This is a genomic window from Sporosarcina sp. NPDC096371, from assembly GCF_044762865.1.
Lineage (GTDB): Bacteria > Bacillota > Bacilli > Bacillales_A > Planococcaceae > Sporosarcina.
On record NZ_JBIWFE010000009.1, the window covers coordinates 63,890 to 87,928 of the forward strand.

General features: G+C 42.5%; 16 protein-coding genes. 15 read left to right on the forward strand and 1 reads right to left on the reverse strand.

The window, feature by feature from the left end; genetic code table 11:
• The first annotated feature begins 181 nt into the window (after positions 1-181).
• From ACIQ0H_RS18820 to asnB, 4 genes are read left to right on the forward strand one after another with little or no spacing between them, the layout of a single operon-like run.
• Positions 182-1,420 (forward strand): LL-diaminopimelate aminotransferase, encoded by a 1,239-nt coding sequence (locus tag ACIQ0H_RS18820; protein WP_403418192.1) that lies wholly within the window; start codon positions 182-184, stop codon positions 1,418-1,420.
• Positions 1,421-1,433: 13 nt separating this feature from the next.
• On the forward strand, positions 1,434-2,336 hold the full coding sequence (gene dapF / locus ACIQ0H_RS18825; protein WP_403418195.1) for a diaminopimelate epimerase: 903 nt from the start codon (positions 1,434-1,436) through the stop codon (positions 2,334-2,336).
• 1 nt (position 2,337) lies between these two features.
• Positions 2,338-3,654, forward strand: coding sequence for a type I glutamate--ammonia ligase (gene glnA / locus ACIQ0H_RS18830; protein WP_403418197.1), 1,317 nt, complete (start codon positions 2,338-2,340; stop codon positions 3,652-3,654).
• A gap of 51 nt (positions 3,655-3,705) precedes the next feature.
• Positions 3,706-5,556: an asparagine synthase (glutamine-hydrolyzing) gene (asnB, locus tag ACIQ0H_RS18835; RefSeq protein WP_403418200.1), complete on the forward strand. Its 1,851-nt coding sequence runs from the start codon at positions 3,706-3,708 to the stop codon at positions 5,554-5,556.
• Positions 5,557-5,940: 384 nt separating this feature from the next.
• On the opposite strand, the gene ACIQ0H_RS18840 is transcribed toward asnB, so the two are convergent.
• Positions 5,941-6,765 (reverse strand): DUF2935 domain-containing protein, encoded by an 825-nt coding sequence (locus tag ACIQ0H_RS18840; RefSeq protein ID WP_403418203.1) that lies wholly within the window; start codon positions 6,763-6,765, stop codon positions 5,941-5,943.
• A gap of 820 nt (positions 6,766-7,585) precedes the next feature.
• Here ACIQ0H_RS18840 and ACIQ0H_RS18845 point away from each other — a divergent pair.
• The 11 genes from ACIQ0H_RS18845 to yihA all read left to right on the forward strand — a co-directional run bounded on the left by ACIQ0H_RS18845 (position 7,586) and on the right by yihA (position 23,714).
• Positions 7,586-10,384, forward strand: coding sequence for a M64 family metallopeptidase (locus tag ACIQ0H_RS18845; protein WP_403418463.1), 2,799 nt, complete (start codon positions 7,586-7,588; stop codon positions 10,382-10,384).
• Between the two features lie 422 nt (positions 10,385-10,806).
• Positions 10,807-13,602: a M64 family metallopeptidase gene (locus ACIQ0H_RS18850; protein WP_403418466.1), complete on the forward strand. Its 2,796-nt coding sequence runs from the start codon at positions 10,807-10,809 to the stop codon at positions 13,600-13,602.
• Between the two features lie 505 nt (positions 13,603-14,107).
• The gene (nagB, locus tag ACIQ0H_RS18855; protein WP_403418206.1) at positions 14,108-14,848 is read left to right on the forward strand and encodes a glucosamine-6-phosphate deaminase; all 741 of its coding nucleotides are present in this window, start codon (positions 14,108-14,110) and stop codon (positions 14,846-14,848) included.
• Positions 14,849-14,853: 5 nt separating this feature from the next.
• On the forward strand, positions 14,854-15,573 hold the full coding sequence (locus ACIQ0H_RS18860; RefSeq protein WP_403418469.1) for a GntR family transcriptional regulator: 720 nt from the start codon (positions 14,854-14,856) through the stop codon (positions 15,571-15,573).
• Between the two features lie 4 nt (positions 15,574-15,577).
• Positions 15,578-16,300 (forward strand): sugar isomerase domain-containing protein, encoded by a 723-nt coding sequence (locus ACIQ0H_RS18865; protein WP_403418209.1) that lies wholly within the window; start codon positions 15,578-15,580, stop codon positions 16,298-16,300.
• 83 nt (positions 16,301-16,383) lie between these two features.
• Positions 16,384-16,653 carry an HPr family phosphocarrier protein gene (locus ACIQ0H_RS18870; RefSeq protein WP_403418211.1) on the forward strand — a complete coding sequence of 90 codons (270 nt, stop codon included), beginning with the start codon at positions 16,384-16,386 and terminating at the stop codon, positions 16,651-16,653.
• A 116-nt stretch (positions 16,654-16,769) separates the two neighbouring features.
• On the forward strand, positions 16,770-17,741 hold the full coding sequence (locus ACIQ0H_RS18875; RefSeq protein WP_403418214.1) for a tetratricopeptide repeat protein: 972 nt from the start codon (positions 16,770-16,772) through the stop codon (positions 17,739-17,741).
• 203 nt (positions 17,742-17,944) lie between these two features.
• On the forward strand, positions 17,945-19,231 hold the full coding sequence (gene tig / locus ACIQ0H_RS18880; protein ID WP_403418216.1) for a trigger factor: 1,287 nt from the start codon (positions 17,945-17,947) through the stop codon (positions 19,229-19,231).
• A 150-nt stretch (positions 19,232-19,381) separates the two neighbouring features.
• Positions 19,382-20,647, forward strand: a complete 1,266-nt coding sequence (gene clpX / locus ACIQ0H_RS18885; RefSeq protein ID WP_403418219.1) for an ATP-dependent protease ATP-binding subunit ClpX — start codon at positions 19,382-19,384, stop codon at positions 20,645-20,647.
• Between the two features lie 164 nt (positions 20,648-20,811).
• Complete coding sequence (gene lon / locus ACIQ0H_RS18890; RefSeq protein WP_403418222.1) at positions 20,812-23,136, forward strand: endopeptidase La; 2,325 nt, start codon at positions 20,812-20,814, stop codon at positions 23,134-23,136.
• The gene (gene yihA / locus ACIQ0H_RS18895) at positions 23,133-23,714 is read left to right on the forward strand and encodes a ribosome biogenesis GTP-binding protein YihA/YsxC (RefSeq protein WP_403418224.1); all 582 of its coding nucleotides are present in this window, start codon (positions 23,133-23,135) and stop codon (positions 23,712-23,714) included. The genes lon and yihA overlap by 4 nt, the downstream gene beginning before the upstream one ends.
• The last annotated feature ends 325 nt before the right edge of the window (positions 23,715-24,039 follow it).

The window sequence follows — 24,039 nt, forward strand, 5'->3', positions numbered from 1 at the left end:
CATTGGTTTAACATGGTGCTTGGCACTGAAGGTAATTTAATTCAATCAAAGCTTCGGTATTACAATGAAATCCGACTAAAAATATATATATTATAGGGTTAAGATATTTGCACACAAATGATTGGAATGCAATTACGACATCATGAGCAAGATGGCTTGAATGTTCGGGAGGTATTGGATTATGTCAGCGGATTATGTACAGAAGCTGTTTGCGGACCGTATAGGTGGTCCACAATTTGGCTTGAAAGAGGAAATCTATAAATTCGAAAAAATAAAGAGAGTAAAAAAAGAGGCATTGCAAGCAAATCCTCACATGGAATTGATTGACCTTGGCGTTGGTGAGCCTGATGCGATGGCGAATGAAGCAGTTGTGAAACGATTGGCGGAAGAAGCGATGAAACCTGAAAACCGCATGTATGCAGATAATGGGATTATTGAGTTTAAGCAAGCTGCCGCAAATTATATGCAATATGTATTTGGAGTAAGTGATCTCGACCCCGAAACAGAGATTACCCATACGATTGGGGCAAAGTCAGCCTTGGCAATGTTTCCTGCAGCCTTTATCAATCCTGGCGATATTACACTTATGCCTTCGCCCAGTTATCCTATTTTAGGCACTCACACAGCATACTACGGAGGAGAAGTTGTCCATCTACCGTTATTGGAGGAAAATTCTTTTCTGCCCAAACTAGATTCATTGAATGAAAGGATTCTGAAGAAAGCGAAGCTACTCTACTTGAATTATCCGAACAACCCGACAGGAGCTGTAGCAAATGTGGAATTCTTTAAGGAAGTAGTTCGATTTGCAAAGAAGAACCAATTAATCGTTGTGCATGATGCGGCTTATGCTGCTCTTGTTTTCGATGATGAAAAGCCACTAAGCTTTCTTTCAGTCCCAGGGGCAAAGGAAGTTGGAATTGAACTTCATTCCTTATCGAAATCATTCAACATGACAGGCTGGCGCATTGGTTTTCTGGCAGGAAATTCGAAGCTTGTTAAAGCGTTTATGACAGTGAAGGACAATAGTGACTCGGGTCAATTTATCGCCATACAAAAAGCGGCGGCATTTGCCCTTTCCCATCCAGAAATTACAGAGCAGACTGCAGCGAAGTATGCCCGTCGTCATGAGCTTTTGGTAAATGCATTACAGGAGTGCGGCTTTAAGGCTACAAGGCCGAAAGGATCATTTTTCTTATATACAAAGATACCAAAAGCGGTAGCAAACGGGCCGCAATTTCAGTCAGCAGAAGAGTTTAGCCAATATTTATTGCGTGAACATCTAATATCCAGCGTTCCCTGGGATGATGCCGGCAACTATGTGCGATTTTCGGTTACGTTTCAAGCGAAAGGCGTGAGAGAGGAAGAACGTGTAATCGATGAAATCAAAGCAAGGCTAAGTACATCCAATTTCATTTTTTAAGGGGGGCTGTAAGATGTTGTTTACTAAAATGCATGGATTGGGGAACTCCTTTGTGATTTTTAATCAATTAGATGCTGCAATGGAGTATCAAGACTATCATCAACTTGCTCAAATAGTCTCAAATGTCAACTTCGGTATCGGGTCTGACGGCATGATCCTAATATGTTCTTCGAATAGTGCAGATTTTCGAATGAGAATTTTTAATGAGGATGGATCGGAAGGTGAAAATTGTGGCAACGGTTTGCGATGTGTAGCCAAGCTTCTTGTTGATCACAAATACATTACAACATCCCCTTTTACCATTGAAACGTTGGGTGGGGTAATGAGTGTGGAGGTGGAGGACGACGATGAGAAGCAAGTGCAGTACGTAACTGTCGACATGGGAGAGCCTGCATTACTAAAAAATAGGATACCGATGCAAGGTGATCCATGTACGATAGCGATGAATGAGCCGCATTCTTTTGGAGGGGACATATATCGCTTGACTTGTGTATCGATGGGGAATCCACATGCGATCATATTTGTCGATGATGTGAATGAAGTACCGTTAGATAAAATAGGGCCCATCATTGAGCATTCGGATTTATTTCCAGAACGAATAAACGCCGGCTTTGTTCATGTGAAAAACAGTCGAGAAATGGATTATCGGGTGTGGGAACGTGGATCAGGAATTACGATGGCTTGTGGAACAGGGGCTTGCGCTGCGGTAGTGGCTGCCACATTAAACGATATGTTGGATAGACATCTACCAATAACCGTTCATCTTCCTGTGGGAGACTTGACAGTAAGATGGGATGAAAATGGCCACGTGTGGAAAAGAGGAAAAGCAACATATATTTGCCAGGGTGAATTGATGATAGACACCAATAGTATCAGTTCCACGATCAAGGAAGACGACGAAAAGGGAGGAAATTAATATGAACAGCCAATCTATTTTAGAAATGACCAAGGAGCAAAATGTAAGGTACATTCGCCTTCAATTTACAGACTTATTTGGAACGATTAAAAATGTTGAAATTCCAATCAGTCAGTTGCCAAAAGCACTCGATAACAAAATGATGTTTGATGGCTCTTCAATTGAAGGATTTGTACGTATAGAAGAATCGGATATGTATTTATACCCGGATGTAGATACATTTATTATTTTACCGTGGACGGCGGAAAAAGGAAAAGTTGCACGTCTCATCTGTGATATTTATCATCCAGATGGCACACCGTTTGAAGGTGACCCTCGCAATAATCTGAAAAGGGTTTTGAATGAAATGAAAGAACTTGGGTTTACTGATTTTAATGTTGGACCGGAACCTGAATTCTTCTTATTTAAACTAAATGACAAGGGTGAACCCTCACTGGAATTGAATGATCATGGCGGTTATTTTGATCTTGCACCAATTGACTTAGGGGAGGATTGCCGCCGTGATATCGTATTGGAACTCGAAAAAATGGGGTTTGAGATCGAGGCTTCCCATCATGAAGTAGCACCTGGCCAGCATGAAATTGACTTTAAATATCAAAGTGCCTTAAGAGCCTGTGACGATATTCAAACCTTTAAGCTTGTCGTGAATACCATTGCCCATAAACATGGACTGCACGCGACATTTATGCCTAAACCGTTATTTGGAATAAATGGATCTGGCATGCACTGTAACTTGAGCTTATTCAAAAAAGATCAAAATGCATTTTATGATCCAAACGGCTCGCTAGAAATAAGTGATACTGCAAGACATTTTGTGGCGGGAATTCTGAAGCATGCACAGGGTTTTACTGCTATTACAAATCCAACGGTTAATTCCTACAAAAGGCTCGTTCCTGGGTATGAGGCGCCATGCTATGTGGCTTGGTCAGCAAGAAACAGAAGTGCACTTATTCGAATCCCTGCATCACGTGGAATGAGTACGCGTGTAGAAGTTCGTAGTGTGGATCCTTCTGCAAATCCATATTTGGCCATGTCTGTCTTACTAGCTGCGGGATTAGATGGCATAAAAAATAAGATAACACCTCCTGAAACAATCAACCAAAATATCTATGTGATGTCAAAAGAACATCGCGAAAAGTGTGGAATTAATGATTTACCGGATACTTTAGCTGAGGCACTGAAACATTTAAAGGCGGACGAAGTGATTACTCACTCACTTGGTAGCCATTTGTTGGCACGATTTATTGAAGCAAAAGAAATTGAATGGGATAGGTATAGGATACAAGTACACTCATGGGAACGCGATCAATATATGTAGGTCTAATGGATAGGTAGATGGATGAAAAAAGAATAGAAGGAGTAGACGTATATGTGTGGAATAACAGGTTGGATAGATTGGCATCAAGATCTGACACAACAAGCATTTATTGTGGAAAAGATGACAAATACATTGGCAAAACGAGGTCCGGATGCTTCGAATGTATGGAGTTCGCGCCATTTGTTACTTGGTCATAGACGGCTCGTAGTTGTCGATCCTGCCGGAGGTGTACAGCCAATGGTCATAGAAAAAAACGATCAAATTTTTACGATTGTTTATAATGGAGAACTTTATAATACTGAAGAAATTAGAAAGGAATTACTGAAGAGGGGGTACTCATTTCAATCATATTCCGATACGGAAGTGCTACTAACGGCTTATATCGAGTGGAGAGAAGATTGCGTAAAGCATCTAAATGGGATTTTTGCTTTTGCTGTTTGGGATCAGCACCGAGAGCAGCTATTTATGGCAAGGGACCGACTAGGTGTCAAACCACTATTTTACCGTGAAGAGAATGGTTCGCTTTTGTTTGGCTCAGAGATAAAAGCAATACTGGCACACCCGAAAGTGAAAGCGGAGGTGGACCGAGAAGGTTTGCAGGAAGTGTTTGGTTTAGGGCCATCCCGTACTCCGGGTAATGGTGTCTTTCGGGGCATTCACGAACTTCGTCCAGCCCATGCACTGACTTATCATCGAAATGGAATGAAAGTTTGGCGTTATTGGAATGTAGAAAGCAGAAAGCATCAACATTCGTTGGAAGAAACGACCGAACAAGTAAAATTACTTGTAAAGGATGCTGTTGAGCGCCAGTTAGTGGCAGATGTACCTGTTTGCACATTCTTATCTGGAGGTGTTGATTCGAGCGCGATTAGTTCATTTGCTTCAGAATTCTTTAAAAAAGAGGGACGCGGTACCCTTCACACGTACTCCATTGATTATGAGCAAAATAATCAATATTTCAAAGCGAGCGCCTTTCAGCCTGATCAAGATGCACCATGGATACAGAAAATGCAGCAATACTTGGGGTCTACTCATCACTCAGCTATTATCAATAATAATCAGCTCGCAAATCTGTTGGAACAAGCCGTAATGATGAGAGATTTACCGGGTATGGCAGACGTAGACTCATCATTGTTATGGTTTTGCGAGCAGATGAAACAAGATTATACAGTTGCTTTGTCTGGTGAGTGTGCGGATGAGATCTTCGGGGGATATCCATGGTTCTATAAAGAAGATTTACTGCATGGAAAAGAGTTTCCGTGGATACGCTCCCATGCGGAAAGACAGCAACTATTGCTTCCAGATTGGCAAAAGAAACTCGATTTAGGAGGATATGTGAGGGAGCGTTATAACGAAACAATAAGAGAAGTGCCTCATTTAGAGGGGGAATCCCAGATAGAAATGCGACGCCGGGAAATGTCATATTTGAATATGATTTGGTTTATGTCAACCCTGCTGGAGCGAAAAGATCGCATGAGTATGGGAGCAAGTTTAGAAGTGCGGGTTCCATTCGCTGATCACCGCATAGTTGAATATGCCTGGAACATACCATGGGAAATGAAAATGCTGAATGGTCAAGAAAAAGGGATATTACGGAAGGCTTTAGAAGGAGTACTACCTAATGAAATTCTTTATCGGAAAAAAAGTCCGTACCCTAAAACACATCATCAAGCCTATATGAAACTGGTAAAGTCTAAGTTGAATAACATCCTCGATAATAAAACATCCCCACTACTTGAACTTGTCTCAAAACAAAAACTCAAAGACATCATCGATTCAGATGGATCTTCCTTTAAAGATCCTTGGTTCGGGCAACTTATGACAGGCCCCCAACTCATCGCCCACCTTGCCCAAATAAATATGTGGCTAGTAAATTACAACATAAACATCATTGATAACTAATCTTGTTCGTTCATTTATATAGCTTGATCGATCAGGATATGAGGTAATCCCAGGGGAAATAGCGTAAACCTTGGAGCTATTATTAATCTCACATTGTTCATAGAAAAGAATAAAAAAGCGAGAACCCCTTATCAGCAAAAGAGCTCTCGCTTTTTTTTTGTAATTAAAGAGAATAGTGTAGTTGGATATGGGTGGACCCAGATTATGGTCCACACTTAAGAATCGGACAAAAATTACATCATTTTCAGAAGTTTGTTCTTTTTTTAAGGTGTGTAACGCAAAATCAAAATAAGCTAATGGCTCCTGTTTACTGCTTTTATTTCTGTGAAATGAAAAGTGACTGTCATAAAGTCAATTTTGTCGACTTTTGTGACAGTCACTTTGTTAAGCTTTTAATGCAGTAAGATGCTCATCGAATGCATCAATAATATGAAGAAAATGATCTGCTTCTCGGTATACGTGGTCCGCAAGAAGCGCGGGGATGGTACTCTTAATTTTACAAGCTTCTATTAAATCTCTAGCAGTTTTCTTGAACTCACGTAGCGATACAACAGATACACGATTTTGGTCTAGAAATTGGTCTAATAATGGTACTGTTTCTGATTGAGGACGCATATGATCCAAATCTTGTGCTTGGAAAAGAAGTTGATCAAAATCATTGCTGAATTCTCTAGCTGTGTCAACGAGTTTTCTTTCAGAAGGATCTAACAAATGACCGATAAACTTTGAATGGTCTGCCATTATTTTTAAGAAAAACACATTTTCTTTAATAATGGCTTCTGGTAATGGTTTCAGCTTTCCTTCATTTAATTCCTTTAATCGTTTAGCGAAATAAGCTGCTTCTCGGCTCGTATGGTCAACAAGTAATGGCATATTATTAGACACAATTTCACAGCGTAATATTAATCCAAGAACTTTTCGTTTGTATGCCCAAATGGAGGCAGCTGCCTGATACACTTGGATGTTCAGTTGTCTAATTACTTCAGGATCCGTCATTTCATTGTAGTCGCTAACTTGTTCTTCAATTTGTTCAAATACAGCAATATAGTATTTTGCTTCTTTAATGAGTTGCGTTTGATCTGTAGTAAATCCTAAACTTAAAAAGAAAGCGTGCTCTTTCATAATCCTAGACCAAAAACGAATTTCCTCCAACGATTGCGTTACGAAAGTAGTAATCGTCTTTTCGCCCCTTTTAAGTTTTTCAATCATTTCAATCTATGTTATGAGGGCTGTGCCTATGAAAAGTTAAACAGCCATTCCATAGCTGCCAACTATATAAAATGCTTTTTGAGACAGTTGTTGTCAGTGATTTGAAAAGAAGCTCTTTTCAAAACTGGGAGGGCCTGGTTTTCAATATTTTGTTCTTAGCATTCATCGTCTTCGAACATCATCCACCACATGTGAGGAAGAAACCTCTTGAATAACGGCATCGCATTTTGTCCATTTATCTGAACAGCATTGGACAGATCGGCAACCTTAAGATTTTTGATGCCAAACACATTTAGGAATCCATTACGCTGTAAATGATAAATAAAGTTTATTATTACATGTGAAAGTACGTTCGGTCCGATCTCCTACTATACATATTAAACCGTAGGAATCCCAATTTATAAGGGTGGGACGCTCTTGAGAATGTAATACCTAAACCGTAGGTAAGGACATAGTCAAAGAAATTAATAAGGTGAAATAAATTAAAAAAACACTAGGCAGTGAAATTATCTATCTTTTGGAGAGGGAATTGTCGATTATCAAAAAAAGTAATGAATATTAGAATGGAAAATTAAAACTGAATAGTAGTTCTTTTTGGCTGTTTCATCACAAATGTATTTAATCGACAGTAAACGACGATATTTTTAAGAATTATCTGATATATTGAGAGCGTCTAATGGAAAGGTTCGCAAACAGCTAGATTTTCTACTAGGCACCTCTCTATTATTTACTAGTTACATATGAAGGGGAGGAATTGTAAGCGTTTTCCTGAGTGAGTGAGTGAGTGAAACAAACAATTTGAGGGGGTAATGATTTGAAAGTGATCAAAAGTTCTTTAATTACCGCTGCTGCATCTCTTATGGTCTTGTCTTCGACAGTATATGTAGCACCACAAGGGGTATCTGCTGACGATTCGCAGGATTCCGTCTTGTCGAAAGAAGTAACGGCGAATACCTATCGAGTCGTTTCTGGTGATGACTTACGTAATGCACAGTTGCTGCAGGCATCTATGGCTACAGGGGAAAGCCTAAAGGTTGGGGATGTAAACATTGTTCCGCTTCAAGTAACGGGTCCGCCAGCAGAGCGATTGAACTTGATTATCCTAGGGGACGGCTATACGGAAGAGGAAATGGACAAATTCCGTGAAGATGTGGACAGGAACCAAAATGTTCAGTGGAGCGTTGAACCATTCCGAAGCTATCGCAATTATTTTAATGTCTACATGGTTGAGACACCGTCAAAGGATTCGGGTATTAGCTGTGATCCCAATGATGGAAATGTTCGACGCGAAACCGTTTTTAACCTGCAGTACGCGGGTAGCTGCCCAGCAGATGCATTAGCACGCGGCGTCACATACGGGGCTGGTGGTGCTCAAGCCCGTAATAATATTATTACAAATTACGTAGCACCGCTACTTGGTATCTCGGCGACGGCGCAAAACATTCAGACGCTGGCGCTAGGGAATACGACGACATATGGTGGAATCGGTGGTGGTGATGCGACAACTACAGGTGGAAGTCCCCAAGGTCCACTCGTTTCTTTGCATGAGTTAGGACATTCGCTCGGAAGCCTTAGGGATGAGTATGCGTATAATAATCGTGGAATCCCTGGTGGTGCCCATCCTGATAGCGAACCTAGTTCGTTTCATCACACGCAGATGACTTCTGAAGAGATGATTAGCAGTGCAAGCAAGTGGTGGCGCTGGTTAGGTGAGGAGAGTGAGTCTGGCGGCATTATCCGAGCAGCTGATGCCGATGGTCACGAGAGTGGGAGCCTCAAAAGTTCCAACGTTTGGCGTCCTAGCGCGCACTCTATGATGCGACATACAGGCTTCTACTTTGACCAAGTTGGTAAGGAGCATATGACGCAACGGATCACGGGGATGCGTAATGCTAGCAAGATGCCACTCACGTCTACACCTGTGGGGGAAATTGGTCCAGAGGATGTCGTATGGGTCGAAACGATGTCCCCAAGATTTCACGTATTGGACGTGACGTGGGAAGTGAATGGCAAGGAAGTAGCGGATACGCATAATTCACAAAACCTTCAACTTGCCGATTTAAAAGTCAAGGCTGGCGATACTGTGAAGGTGACAGTACGGGATCAGACAGATTTCGTGCGTGACACGAGTTTCTTGGATGGTCCTCGTATGACTCAGACTCGGGAGTGGACCGTCGGACAGCCTCTACCGGAGAATGAAGTAAACGTGGAATTCACGAATCACTCCTACACAGGACGGAGTTTAGCATTCAATGAAGTGGCTTTTGTCCAAACGACCAATCCGACGAATAGAGTGTTGGATGTAACATGGGAGCTTAACGGCGAAGTGGTGGCGGATACGCACAACAATCGCTACCTTGATTTAGGTGGATTTGATTTGCCGGAGGGTTCTTCTAAACTCAGTGCGAAGGTAACTGATCCAGCTAATCCAGACGGTGAAGCGGATGTGGTCAGTTGGACTGTGGATAATGTCCTTCCAACGGCTGCGCGGACATTGTCCGAGTCTCTTACTACATTGCCAGGAAAAGTTGAACATAACGTGTACTTTGATGAGTTTGACATGGCACTTGAGCCAAAAGATGACCAGCCTGGATTTGTCGTGGGAGAACTACGGTTAAATGGGGACGGATGGTTCAATTACTTTGGCTTCCCTGATGCGCCGAAAGGTACGCCGTTCAATTTTTCGCATTCAGGTACTGATGTGAAAGAGTTGACTTACGGAAACCTTGGAACAGGGGGGTTGTCGAAGGCGACTTTTGAACAGTCTTACACGGATGGTGATCCGGGCGGGGCATTTATCCCAGGTTTTGGTACGCACACTGTAGAACACCGTGCGATTGATGCTACTGGTAACATCGGAAATGCGGAGGAGTTCCAAGCGACAGTACTTCCCGGAGAATCCCTGGTGTGCACGGATACGGTTACGGATAAACATATGGGTGATCTAGTCATCACTGAAGGTGTGACTTGTCTGGATAGTGCTCAAATTATCGGTGATATCACAGTGAGTAACGGTGCTTCAGTAGCGGTTTCCAATAGTACAATCGAAGGTAGCTTGGTAACTGATAATGCACGTGCAGTCCAAGTATTCGGGTCGACTGTCAATGGCTGGTCTGTTATCTCAGGGACTACTACTGACGTGACGTTAGCAGGAAACGCATTCAGCGGTGGCCTTACACTGGCTGACAACACTCAGATTTCTACCAATGTACAGTTCGGTGACTATGGGCCAATTATGGCTGGGAATATTGTTAGTGGACTACTAGCGAGCTATGGAAATAACGCTGAGATTGCTGACTTTGGTGCACCTAATGATGTCTCAGGCATCCAAGTAGGGGATTCTTCGGATCAAGGGACAAGCGCAGCGGATATCGAGACACTTGTTGAGTATTCCGCGAAACAAGGTGGGATTGTTAACGAAAGTACCGTTCGTGCTTTACAAGTACATTTGACTGCGGTAGAACGTTTTGAAAAGCAAGGGGCGGGCGATAAAGTCGTCAAGCACATGAACGGCTTTAAAGTGTTGCTAGACCAACAGCTAAAAAACAACTTGATTTCTGTACAAGCACATAAGACCCTACAGGGATCTACTGATTATTTGATTAAGAAATGGCGATAAAGACTAGGTTGAAATTGACCATTGTATTAAACTTCTTCAATTTCTAGAAAAGAATAAAAGAGCGAGAGTCCTTAGTAGATTAAGGAGTTCTCGCTTTTTTTTGATGGAACAGACTGAAAGTGTTCTACGTTTAAAAAAATGTCGATTAACCAAAAATGAGTTGGAATAAAATCGAATTATTGAAATTAAATAATAGTTCTTTTTCACCAATTTATCATAAATCAACTGAATCGACAATAAATGACAAGATTCTTAAGAATTATCTGATATATTAAATAAGTCTAGTGGAAAGGTATACAATTAGCAAAATTTTCTACTAGGTACCTCTCTATTATTTACTGGTTACATATAAAGGGGAGGAATTGTAAGCGTTTTTTTAAGTAAGTGAAACAAAACAATTTGAGGGGGGTAATGATTTGAAAGTGATTAAAAGTTCTTTAATTACCGCAGCAGCATCTCTAATGGTTCTTTCATCAACAGTTTACGCAGCACCACAAGGGGTATCTGCCGCCGATTCGCAGGCTTCGGTCCTGTCGAAAGAGGTAACGGGGAGTACCTATCGAGTCGTTTCTGGGGATGATTTACGAAATGCGCAGTTGTTACAGGCATCTATGACTGCGGGGGAAAGTGTCAAGGTTGGGGACGTAAATATTGTTCCGCTTCAAGTTACTGGTCCGCCAGAGGAACGCTTGAACTTGATTATCCTTGGGGATGGATACAGGGAAGAGGAAATGGAGAAATTCCGCGAGGATGTGGATCGGAATCAAAACGTTCAGTGGAGCGTTGAACCATTCCGAAGCTATCGCAATTATTTTAACGTCTATATGGTTGAAACGCCGTCAAAAGACTCTGGTATCAGTTGTGACCCTAATGATGGAAATGTTCGACGCGACACTGTATTTAATTTGCAATATGCGAATGCTTGTCCTTCAGATCCATTAGCGCGTGGCGTCACGTTCGGGGCTGGTGGAGCGCAAGCCCGTACAAATATTATTACGAATTATGTGGCACCGCTTTTGGGAATTTCGCCGAAAGCGCAAAACATTCAGACGCTTGCGATTGGTAATACAACAACTTATGGCGGTATAGGTGGTGTCGATGCGACGACGACTGGTGGTAGCCCACAAGGTCCGTTGGTTTCGTTGCATGAGTTAGGACATTCCCTAGGAAACCTTGCGGACGAGTATGCGTATTATGATCGTGGGGTTCCAGGTGGTCCCAATGCGAACAGTGAGCCAGGCTCATTCCATCACACCCGCTTGACTTCGGAAGAGATGGTTGCGAATGCGACCAAGTGGTGGCGCTGGTTAGGTGAAGAGAGTGAGTCAGGCGGTATTATCCGGGCTGCTGATGCTGATGGCCACGAGAGTGGAGCATACAAAAGTTCAAACGTTTGGCGCCCTAGCTCGCACTCCATGATGCGACATACCGGCTTCTATTTTGACCAAGTTGGAAAGGAGCATATGACGCAGCGAATCACAGGATTGCGCAATGCTAGTCAGATGCCAGTAACGTCAACACCTGAGGGCGAAGTAGGTCCTAAGGATGTCGTATGGGTTGAAACGACGTTCCCAAGATTCCATGTATTGGACGTCACTTGGGAAGTGAATGGCAAGGAAATAGCGGATACACATAATAGTCGGAACCTCCAACTTGCAGACTTAGATGTCAAGGTTGGCGATACTGTGAAGGTGACAGTACGGGATCAGACAGATTTCGTACGTGATACGAATTACTTAGAAGGACCTCGAATGACCCAGACTCGTGAGTGGACTGTCGGACAGCCTCTGCCGGAGACTGAAGTGAATGTGGAATTCACGAATCACTCTTACACAGGACGCAGTTTAGCATTCAATGAGGTGGCTTTTGTCCAAACAACCAATCCGACGAATCGGGTGTTGGATGTGACATGGGAGCTTAACGGCAAAGTAGTTGCGGATACGCATAACAGCCGCTACCTCAATTTAGGAGAATTAGATTTACCGGAGGGTGCTTCTCAGCTTAGTGCGAAAGTGACTGATCCAGCTAATTCGAGTGGTGAAGCGGATGTGGTCAGTTGGACAGTGGATAATGCTCTTCCAACGGCTGCACGTACATTGTCCGAGCCACTTACTACATTGCCAGGTGCAGTTGAACATAATGTGTACTTTGACGAGTTTGACATGGCGCTTGATCCAAAAGATGACCAGCCTGGGTTCGTCGTGGGAGAACTACGGTTAAATGGGGACGGCTGGTTCAATTACTTTGGTTTCCCAGATGCGCCACAAGGTACGCCGTTCAATTTTTCACACTCAGGTACTGATGTGAAAGCACTGACTTACGGTAACCTTGGCACAGGCGGTTTGTCGAAGGCAACTTTCGAACAGTCTTACACGGATGGTGATCCGGGCGGGGCGTTCATCCCTGGTTTTGGTACGCACACTGTAGAACACCGCGCGATTGATGCTACTGGAAACATCGGTAATGCGGAGCAGTTCCAAGCGACAGTGCTACCTGGGAAATCCTTGGTGTGCACGGATACGATCTCAGATACACATACAGGCGATCTAGTGATTACTGAAGGTGTGACTTGTCTGGAAGGCGCTAAAATCATTGGTGATATCAAAGTGAGCAACGGTGCTTCAGTAGCCGTTTCAAATAGTACAATTGAAGGAAGCTTGGTAGCTGATAATGCGCGTGCAGTCCAAGTGTTCGGAACAACTGTCAATGGTTGGTCTGTAGTCTCTGGGACAACTAGTGATGTCACGTTAGCAGGAAACGCGTTCAGCGGTGGCCTTACACTGGCTGACAACACTCAGATTTCTACCAATGTACAGTTCGGTGACTATGGTCCGATTATGGCTGGTAATACCGTCAATGGACTATTAGCGGGCTATGGAAATAACGCTGAAATCGCCGATTTTGGAGCACCTAATGATGTCTCAGGTATCCAAGTAGGGGATTCTTCGGATCAAGGGATAAGCATAGCGGAAATCAAGAAGCTTGTGGAGTATTCCGCGGAACAAGGTGAGATTGTTAACGAAGGTACCGTTCGCGCTTTACAAGTACATTTGACTGCTGTAGAACGTTTTGAAAAGCAAGGGGCGGGCGATAAAGTCGTTAAACATATGAACGGCTTTAAAACGTTGCTTGATCAACAACTAAAAAACAACTTGATTTCTGTACAGGCGCAAAAGACGCTTAAGGGGTCTGCCGATTATTTGATTAAGAACTGGTGAAAATCCTAATAGATAGGAACCTCTATTATTCTTAGGAAAGAATAACAAGGCGAGAGCCCCTCTAGAGGAAGGGGTTTTCGCTTCGTTTATATGGTGATGAAATCCAATGGGTCCACCTATATTGGTATAGACAACTATACCGTAGAAGTTTATAGTGAGACTAACATGTAGGTGACAAATAATAAGCTGAAATCTCCTTGGTTCTTTTTTGAGTTTTTCATCATGTAGGAAACTTGTGGGGAAAACGGTTATATTCTCAAAAAAATAAATTACTGATGAAAAAAATGCAGTTTTTTATGGCGAACTTTTTGTAGAAAGTGGTAAAATTAATGAAGCGGCTGTACTGGTTGCCATGATGTCCATAATTGCTGCAAACCAACTCGACCTTGACCTAATGGGAGAATCGAGTCGAGCGAAGATGCAGATCTTACAACTATCGGTGAGGACTACGCTGTCCAGATGAGGAATTGTAGGAGGAACATCACTTATACGAGGAGGAAAAATGATGAAAGTATTGGTATTTGATAATTATGAAGCGGCGAGTGAACAAGCAGCACAAATGGTGGAGGCACAAATTCTTGAGAACGGTCAATCGGTACTTGGACTGGCAACGGGTTCAACGCCTATTGGTTTATATAAAAATTTAATAGAAGGCGTGACAGCACGCGGCGTATCTTATAAAGAGGTTTGTACGATTAACCTTGATGAATATATCGGTTTGGCGAATGATCATTCGGAAAGTTATCACAGATTTATGGCTGAAAATTTATTTGACCACATTGATATTTCAATCGACAATACGTATGTTCCAAACGGTGTAGCTCCATCGGCAGAAGAGGAATGTATCCGTTATGAAGAAATTATTGATCGCCTAGGGCCGATTGATATACAAATATTAGGGATTGGTTCGAATGGCCATATTGCTTTCAATGAACCAGGAACAGATCCAGAGACCTTGACGCATGTCGTTGAACTTGTTGCTTCAACGCGAGAAGACAACGCACGTTTCTTCCCTTCAATTGATGAGGTTCCCACACATGCGATTACAACAGGCATTAAATCAATCTTGAAGAGCAAGAAAATCATTTTACTGGCGACTGGAAAAGGGAAAGCAGACGCTGTGAAAAAACTGTTGAGTAAGGAAATAAGTAAAGATTTCCCTGCATCGTTCTTATGGAATCACAAGGATGTTACGCTGATTGTTGATCAGGATGCGTACGCACTGGTTCAAACAGAAGGGCAGTGAATGGATTGCTAGATAAACAGTCCCCAGTTCCGATGTATGTCCAAATCGAAGAGCATCTGAAACGGCGCATTGTGCAAGGTGAATTTGAAGTGGGTATGGCCATTCCATCGGAACGTGAGTTAACGGAGTTGTTTGATGTGAGTCGCATGACTGTGCGTCAATCCATCACAAATCTTGTGACAGAGGGACTGCTGTATCGTGAAAAAGGGCGCGGGACATTTGTAGCTTCACCGAAAGTGGAACAGCCCCTAAGCGGATTGACGAGCTTTACGGAAGACATGCTGTCGCGCGGTATGGAACCTAGCACGAAATTAGTTCGTTTTAAAAAGGTGGTAGCCGAGCTTGATATTGCCCAAGCATTACAGTTGGCTGAAGGGGAAGAAGTTTTTGTAGTAAAGCGCATTCGACATGCGGATGACAAGCCAATGGCAATTGAACGTTCCTATCTTCCAGTGAAAATTGTTCCAGAGTTGAATTTGGATGCGGTGGAAGGTTCGGTGTACTCCTTTATTGAAAACCATCAACTGGCCATTAGTCATGCCACGCAGAGTATGGAGGCTACGCTTGTCAAAAAAGAGGATGCGGAGTTACTTCAAATCAGTGTACCTTCTGCTGTGCTATTGATTGAGCGTATGAGCTATTTGACGAATGGGATGCCATTTGAAATTGTGCGAAGCATGTATCGGGCGGATCGCTATAAATTCATCAGTGAAATTAGGAGGTAGTAGGTTGAATCCATATTTTACGGCCATTGAATCGTTGATGAAGGAAGTTTCTCACGAAGAACAGGTCTCCATAGAAAAAGTAGCGGTTGAAATTGCGCAACGTCTTTCACGCGGTGGAATTATTCAGTTGTTTGGCTGTGGCCATTCGCATTTAATCGCAGAAGAGTCCTATTTTCGTGCGGGTGGTTTAGCGCCTGTGCAACCCATCTACATTGAACCACTGATGCTTCATGTGGGGGCTACGAAAGCTTCTGCCAATGAAAAAGATCCTACATTTATGCAGACTTTTGAGAACCAACTTGATTTTCGTCCGGATGATACGGTGATTGTTATTTCAACTTCCGGGCGCAATCCAGTGCCAATCGATGTGGCGGATATTGCAAGAAAACACGGTGCTTATACGGTTTCAATCCAGTCCTTGCATTACAATGCCTCTTCGCAGCCTTCCAAGCATCCATCTGGTAAACGACTTGAGGATGCTGTAGATGCTGTACTGGATACGCATGTCCCACTGGGAGATGGATTATTACAGTCTGGAGAGCTAGCCTATGCCCCGGCCTCCAGTATTATCGGAAATATGTTGCTACATGCTACGTTTAGCCATGTCATTGAGTTGATGATTGAAAATGGACAAGAACCTCCTATTTTTAAAAGTAGTAATTTAGATGGCAGTACGGCATATAACGAAAGAATGATTGCTACATATGCTAACCGTATTAGATTTTAAATTGATTTAGTATTCATCCCTTCCTTAAATTAAGTAGGGGATGCATGTGAAATTGATTTTTCATGAAAAGGAGAGATGTTAGAGTGATTCAGAAAAACTACAAAGTGACAACGGATGAGGGACTACATGCACGTCCGTCTTCCCTGTTGGTTGCGGCGGTCTCGCCATTTACAGCAGATGTGAAATTGGTTTATGGAGAAAAGTCCATTAACATGAAGTCTATTATGGGTGTTATGGCACTTGGGATTTCAGTTGGTTCAGACATTACCATCATTGCGGATGGCGTGGATGAAGCTGAATTGATGGCTAAAGTAGATGAAGTGATGAAAGAGCAAGGAATAGCCCAGTCGTGAAAAATCAACGCCCTCGGACCAACGAGTGGCGTTTTTTTTATCCAATCCAACCGACAATCAATTTCAAAATGGAAATCGCTATGCTATAGTGGAAATGATGAAAGAAGGTGAGCGTTGTGCGTAGGAAATACGGCAGGATTCGGAAAATGGAAAACCTGATTGTCTTCCCAGGTACATATGAAAAACTGATTGAACAAGGATTCGTTGCTGTTGAACAATCGAATTTCGAACGAGCTGTCGAGGTGTTTGACCAAGCCATTCTTTATGAGCCTGATTATCCGGAATTTCTAGGTCCATACGCTGTCGCCCTTTATGAAACGAAAGAGTTTGAGCGCGCAAAAGAAATTGCGGCAAGGCTTTTGCATAGCGGGGCTACTGATTATATCGATGCGATGGAATTGTACTTAACAATTAGCATTCAATTGCAGGAATATGAGGAAGTCGAAATGACGATTGAAGCCCTCATCGATGAGGGAATCGTACCGCAGGATATGCTGAAAAAATTTAATTATTTACGAGAATTAAATGGACGTTTGTCCAATCGCTATGTACAAGAAGAACAGGTTGTTCCGGCGAATCCCTTTACAATGGAAGAATTCAATCAAATGGATACAGCGCAACAACAGTATGCATTGGCTTCTCTAGAAGGAATGGATTTGACAACAATAACTCCTCTTCTCGTGGAAATTGCGGAGCGGGACGATGTAGCACCGCTTGTGATTACGTTTACGTTAACGCTCCTTCATCAAGCGGGATATATGGAAGAAGTGACTGTACGGAAGTTTGGTTGGAAGCAAGAAGTTATACCAGGTGGCATGACGCTACCTGGACGAGATGATTTAACGGGAGATGTGCTTGTGGAGATTGACCGGTTGTTGCTGAAGGATCCATCAAGATTGGAGATGGCGCACGGCTTAATCGAAAAGTTTGCCATCACTGTATTTCCGTTTGGTTGGCAGCAGCACTCAGCTGTTGAAGTCGCAACTGCCTACGTCAACTACATAGAAGGCTTGTTTTCGGGCCAACCAGTACCCGAGACAGAACTTAACCGACTGATCCGACAAGTTGATAGCGATTGGGATTTTTAGTAAAGGGTTCACCGGCGTATTTGCATCCAGAAATGGCCTGTAATTTCTGCATTCTACTGCCTACTTTTTTTAGGTTGGCAGGCGACTGCTAAGTGAAATTAAATCTGTTGAAAGATGCAAAGACTATGATATACTGTAATGGTTGTCAATGAGTATACAAGTTCGAAAACATATTGGCCAAAATGATTTGGAGGTATTTAATTATGTCAGTTAAATGGGAAAAACACGAAGGTAATACAGGAACGCTAACAGTAGAGGTTCCTGCTGAAGAAGTAACAGCTGGTATTGACAAAGCGTTTAAAAAAGTTGTGAAACAAGTACAAGCACCGGGATTCCGTAAAGGTAAAATGCCACGTGCGATGTTCGAAAAAATGTACGGTGTAGAATCACTTTACAATGACGCTCTTGATTTCATCCTACCAGAAGCTTATTCAAAAGCGATTGAAGAAGCGGACGTTGAACCAATCGACCGTCCTGAAATTGATATCGAGCAAATGGAAAAAGGCAAAACGCTTATTTTCAAAGCAGTCGTTACATTGAAGCCTGAAGTGAAACTAGGAGACTATAAAGGTCTTGAAGTGACTCGTCAAGAAACAGCTGTAACAGACGAAGAAATCGAAGAGCAATTGAAAGATAGCCAAAAAGCATTCGCTGAATTGGTTATCAAAGAAGATGGCGCTATTGAAAACGGCGACACAGTGAAGCTTGATTTCGAAGGTTTTGCTAATGGCGAAGCATTCGAAGGCGGCAAAGCTGAGCAGTATGAGCTTGAAATTGGTTCTAACTCATTCATCCCAGGCTTCGAAGAGCAAATGGTTGGTATGAAAACAGGCGAAGAAAAAGACGTTGAATTGACTTTCCCTGAAGAATACCATGCGGCAGAACTTGCGGGTCAACCAGCAGTATTCAAAGTAAAAGTTCATGAAATTAAAACAAAAGAAATTCCAGCACTTGATGACGAATTGGCGAAAGAAATCGACGAAGAAGTTGAGAGCCTTGATGCTTTGCGTACGAAGTTGAAAGAAAAAACGTTAGAAGAGAAGAAAACTGCTTCTGAAACAGCACTTCGCGACGATCTTGTTGAAGCGGCTGCAAGAAACGCAGAAATCGAAATTCCTGAAGTGATGATTCAATCTGAAACAGATCGCATGATGGATGAATTCGCTCAACGCCTTCAAATGCAAGGTATGAACTTGGAGCTTTACTTCCAATTCTCAGGTCAAACTGAAGAAACACTTCGTGGACAAATGAAAGACGATGCATTAAACCGCGTACGCGTTTCATTGGTACTTGAAGCAATCGGTCTTGCTGAAAATATCGAAGTTGCAGAAGAAGACATTAACGCTGAACTAGTGAAAATGTCTGAACAATTCGGTATGGAAATTGAGCAAATCAAGAAAACACTTGGTGGCACGAAAGTTCTTGAAAACGACCTTCGTTTCAACAAAACAGTGGAACTTCTTGTTGAAAACGCAAAGATCACTGAATAATATTATGGAATATGGACAAGGTACGGAAGACCGTACCTTGTTTTTCTTAAAAAAAAGAAAGAATACGCTTACTTAATAGGGGCAGATTCTAAATAGTTGATTAAAATTGAGGAATCTTGTAAGATTGTCACTTGAATAGGGGTGAGCATAATGTTCAAATTTAACGATGAAAAAGATAACTTTAACTGTTCTTTTTGCGGGAAATCCCAAGAGCAGGTTCGAAAGTTAGTCGCTGGGCAAGGCGTCTATATTTGTGATGAATGCGTTGAACTTTGTGCGGAAATCGTTGAAGAGGAAGTCGGACTCGAAGAAGGTTTCGAATTGAAAGACGTTCCAAAACCGAAAGAAATACAAAGTATACTCAATGATTATTTAATTGGGCAGGATCGTGCGAAAAAATCTTTGGCAGTTGCTGTCTATAACCATTATAAGCGTGTCAATTCCAACAGTAAGATTGATGATGTTGAGCTGTCGAAATCGAATATCGTTCTAATTGGACCTACTGGAAGCGGGAAAACATTGCTTGCTCAAACGCTTGCAAGAATCCTTGACGTGCCATTTGCGATTGCAGATGCTACATCTTTGACGGAAGCAGGATATGTCGGTGAAGACGTTGAAAACATTTTGTTGAAACTGATTCAAGCAGCCGACTATGATGTGGAACGTGCGGAAAAAGGAATTATCTATATCGATGAAATCGATAAAGTCGCTCGTAAATCCGAAAATGCGTCCATTACACGTGATGTATCGGGTGAAGGTGTCCAACAGGCACTTCTTAAAATTCTTGAAGGAACTGTTGCAAGCGTGCCTCCACAAGGCGGACGTAAGCATCCGCACCAAGAATTTATCCAAATCGATACGACGAATGTCCTCTTTATCGTAGGGGGAGCATTCGACGGAATTGAAGATATTATCAAACGTCGTATTGGGCAAAAAGTGATTGGTTTTGGTTCAGAGAAGAAAGTACTAAGTGAAGACCAAACTTTGCTTTCTCAATTGATCCCAGAGGATCTTCAACGCTTCGGCTTGATTCCAGAGTTTATTGGCCGATTACCGGTTGTTGCGACGTTGGAACAGTTAAGTGAAGAGACGCTTTATCAAATCTTGACGATTCCTAAAAACGCAATTGTTAAGCAATATCAAAAAATGTTTGAATTGGATGATGTTGCGCTTCGTTTTGAAGATGATGCATTAATGGAAATTGCTAAAGAGGCGATTAAGCGAAAAACTGGGGCTCGTGGTTTACGTTCCATTATCGAAAATATTATGTTAGATGTGATGTACGAACTGCCTTCACTCGATGAAGTGACAGAATGTATCATTACAAAAGGATCCGTAATAGGAGAATCAACACCGACTCTCTTAACGGCAGATGGTTCTTCCGTCGACATGGATAACGAAAGAAATTCGGCGTAACGCCTGAAAGTTGAGCTGGCTCCGACGACGCGCGTGCATATGCGCTCATCGGTCGTCAGCTTTTTTTTCCACATACACTAGTTCCAACAGAAATTCTCCACTATTATACGTCATTCAGTAGTGGAATAAAGATGCTATACATAATTCATGGAGGTGACTTCCGCATGTCAGTAAACAACAAAAAAAACATACCTGTACTGCCATTACGCGGGCTACTTGTCTACCCATCTTTGATTTTGCATATTGATGTGGGAAGAGAACGCTCTGTATTTGCGATCGAACATGCAATTGCACAAGATAATCTCATTTTCCTAGCCACACAGCGGGATATGAGTATGGAAAACCCTGAAGCGGAGGATTTACACGAAATCGGTACGCTAGCGTTAGTAAAATCGTTGACGCAGTTACCGAATGGCACGTATCGTGTGTTAATCGAAGGAATTGAGCGTGCGGAGTGGTTGAATTACGAAGAGGCCGATCTTTATCCGGTTGTTGAGGTAATAAGTTATCCGGATGATGAAGAAAGAGATGCGGAATCGGAAGCACTTATGAGAACACTGCTTACATACTTCAAAAAGTATTCCAAAGTTTCGAAAAAGGTAACGAAAGAAACCTATGATTCGGTCGCTGCAATTATGGAACCGGGAAGATTTGCCGATATGGTTGCTTCACATTTGCCGCTCAAAATCGCTGCAAAGCAGGAAATTCTTGAACTAACGAATGTGAATGAACGAATGGAATGGCTTATTACAAGGCTTTACAATGAGCAAGAAGTACTGCAACTTGAGCGGAAAATTAATGAACGCGTCAAAGAAGCGATGGAAAGAACGCAAAAAGAATTTTATTTGCGCGAGCAGATGAAAGCTATCCAGACGGAACTTGGCGATAAAGACGGCAAAGGTTTGGAAGTTGCAGAGCTAACCGAACGAATTGAAGAGGCTAACATGCCGGAAGGAGTCAAGGAAGCGGCCCTCCGCGAACTTGACAGGTATGAAAAAATACCGTCAGCAGCAGCTGAAAGTGGTATTATCAGAAATTACATTGATTGGTTGGTTGCGTTGCCGTGGTCAGATGCGTCAAAAGACCAGCTTGATATTAGTCGTTCTGAAAAGATTTTAAATCGTGATCATGATGGGCTTGAAACAGTCAAAGAACGGATTCTTGAATATTTAGCCGTTCGCCAATTGACCAACTCATTGCGTGGACCGATTTTATGTTTGGGTGGTCCTCCGGGGGTTGGGAAAACGTCCCTAGCTCGGTCAATCGCGGAATCGTTGGGCAGGAAGTTTGTGCGTATATCGCTTGGTGGCGTGCGTGATGAGTCCGAAATACGTGGACATAGACGGACGTATGTAGGGGCAATGCCTGGTCGAATTATTCAAGGAATGAAAAAAGCGGGGAAAACGAATCCAGTGTTCCTTCTCGATGAAATTGACAAGATGTCAAACGACTTCCGTGGAGATCCATCATCCGCGATGCTTGAAGTGCTAGACCCTGAACAGAATAGCACATTTAGTGATCATTATATTGAAGAGCCTTATGATTTATCGAACGTGTTATTTATTGCGACTGCAAATGATTTAAGTGCGATTCCAGGACCACTTCGGGATCGTATGGAAATTATATCAATTGCCGGTTATACGGAAATTGAGAAGTGTTTGATTGCGAAAAATCATCTAGTTCCGAAACAATTGAAAGAACATGGTTTGACGAAGTCACAAGTGCGTATTAGTGATCCAGCTATTTTAGATATCGTTCGATATTACACGCGAGAAGCTGGTGTGCGCGGTTTAGAGCGTGAAATCGCGAGGATTTGCCGTAAAGCAGCGAAACAGATTGTCACGGGTGAGAAGAAAACTATGACAGTGAGTCCGAAAACGCTGGAGTCATTAATCGGTAAAAAGAAAGTGCGCTACGGTCAAGCGGAAACGGTTAATCAGATTGGTGTTGCGACGGGACTTGCCTACACGCAAGTCGGTGGCGATACACTGCAAATTGAAGTTTCGTTATCTCCTGGAAAGGGGAAACTAATCTTGACAGGGAAACTCGGAGACGTCATGAAAGAATCCGCACAGACAGCATTATCGTATGTTCGTTCGAAAACGGAGGAATTTGGGATTGACCCAGACTTCCATGAATCGTATGATATTCATATCCACGTGCCAGAAGGTGCGATTCCTAAAGATGGCCCATCAGCAGGCGTAACGATTGCTACTGCACTTGTATCTGCATTGACGAATCGTGCTGTGCGACGAGAAGTGGGAATGACGGGTGAAATAACACTACGCGGTCGAGTATTACCAATTGGCGGCGTGAAAGAGAAAACATTAAGTGCTCATCGTGCAGGCTTGACGACTATTATCTTGCCAAGCGATAATGAGCGCGACATCGAAGATATTCCAGAAAGTGTTCGGAAAGAGTTGACCTTTAAACTCGTTTCAGACGCAGAAGAAGTCCTCGAAATTGCATTGGAGGAGTCTTCAAAATGAAAGTCCATAACGTTGAAATGATTATGAGTGCCGTGAGGCCAGAACAATATCCGAAAGAAGGATACCCAGAGTTTGCGCTTGCAGGCCGATCAAATGTCGGGAAATCGTCGTTTATCAATAAAATGATTGGTCGGAAAAGTTTAGCACGTACGTCTTCCAAGCCTGGAAAGACACAAACGCTGAATTTTTATAAAATCGAAGAGCAACTATTTTTCGTCGATGTTCCAGGATATGGCTACGCAAAAGTGTCGAAGTCATCTCGTGAAACATGGGGGAAATTTATCCAACAATACATGGTGGAACGCGAACATCTTCGTGCGGTTATTCAGATTGTCGATTTACGTCATCCGCCAAGTAAGGATGACTGTGCAATGTACGATTTTCTGGTGAATTATAATATCCCTGCCATTATCGTTGCGACAAAAGCCGACAAGATTCCAAAGGGTAAATGGGATAAGCACCTGAAAATTGTGCGAGATACGCTTCAGATGAGAAGCTTCGACTCCCTTATTATGTTTTCATCTGAAAAGGGAATTGGTATGGATGAAGCGTGGAGAGAAATCGAAAGCAGAATGTAATGAAGAGAAGCGCAGGGCGCCTGCTAGACGCGACAAGTAGGAGGGATGTAGTTCATCCTTCTTTGCTGTGTGCCTAGGCACTACACTAAGGTAAGCCTGCTTACTTATGAAAATCCGGTAGATGATTGTTCATCTTCGGATTTTTTTCTGGAAGTTTTTCGAACGACCATGTGGGTTTAGGCTTTTTTTGCGGCAAATGGATCCGATCCAGTTTCTCGAGTTCATTTCAATTGCATTATTATTGGATACCAACTAATATTAGATTATAATCATTATAAATAACTTCTTTGAACCGTTCATAGTCATACGTTGTTCACAAATTATT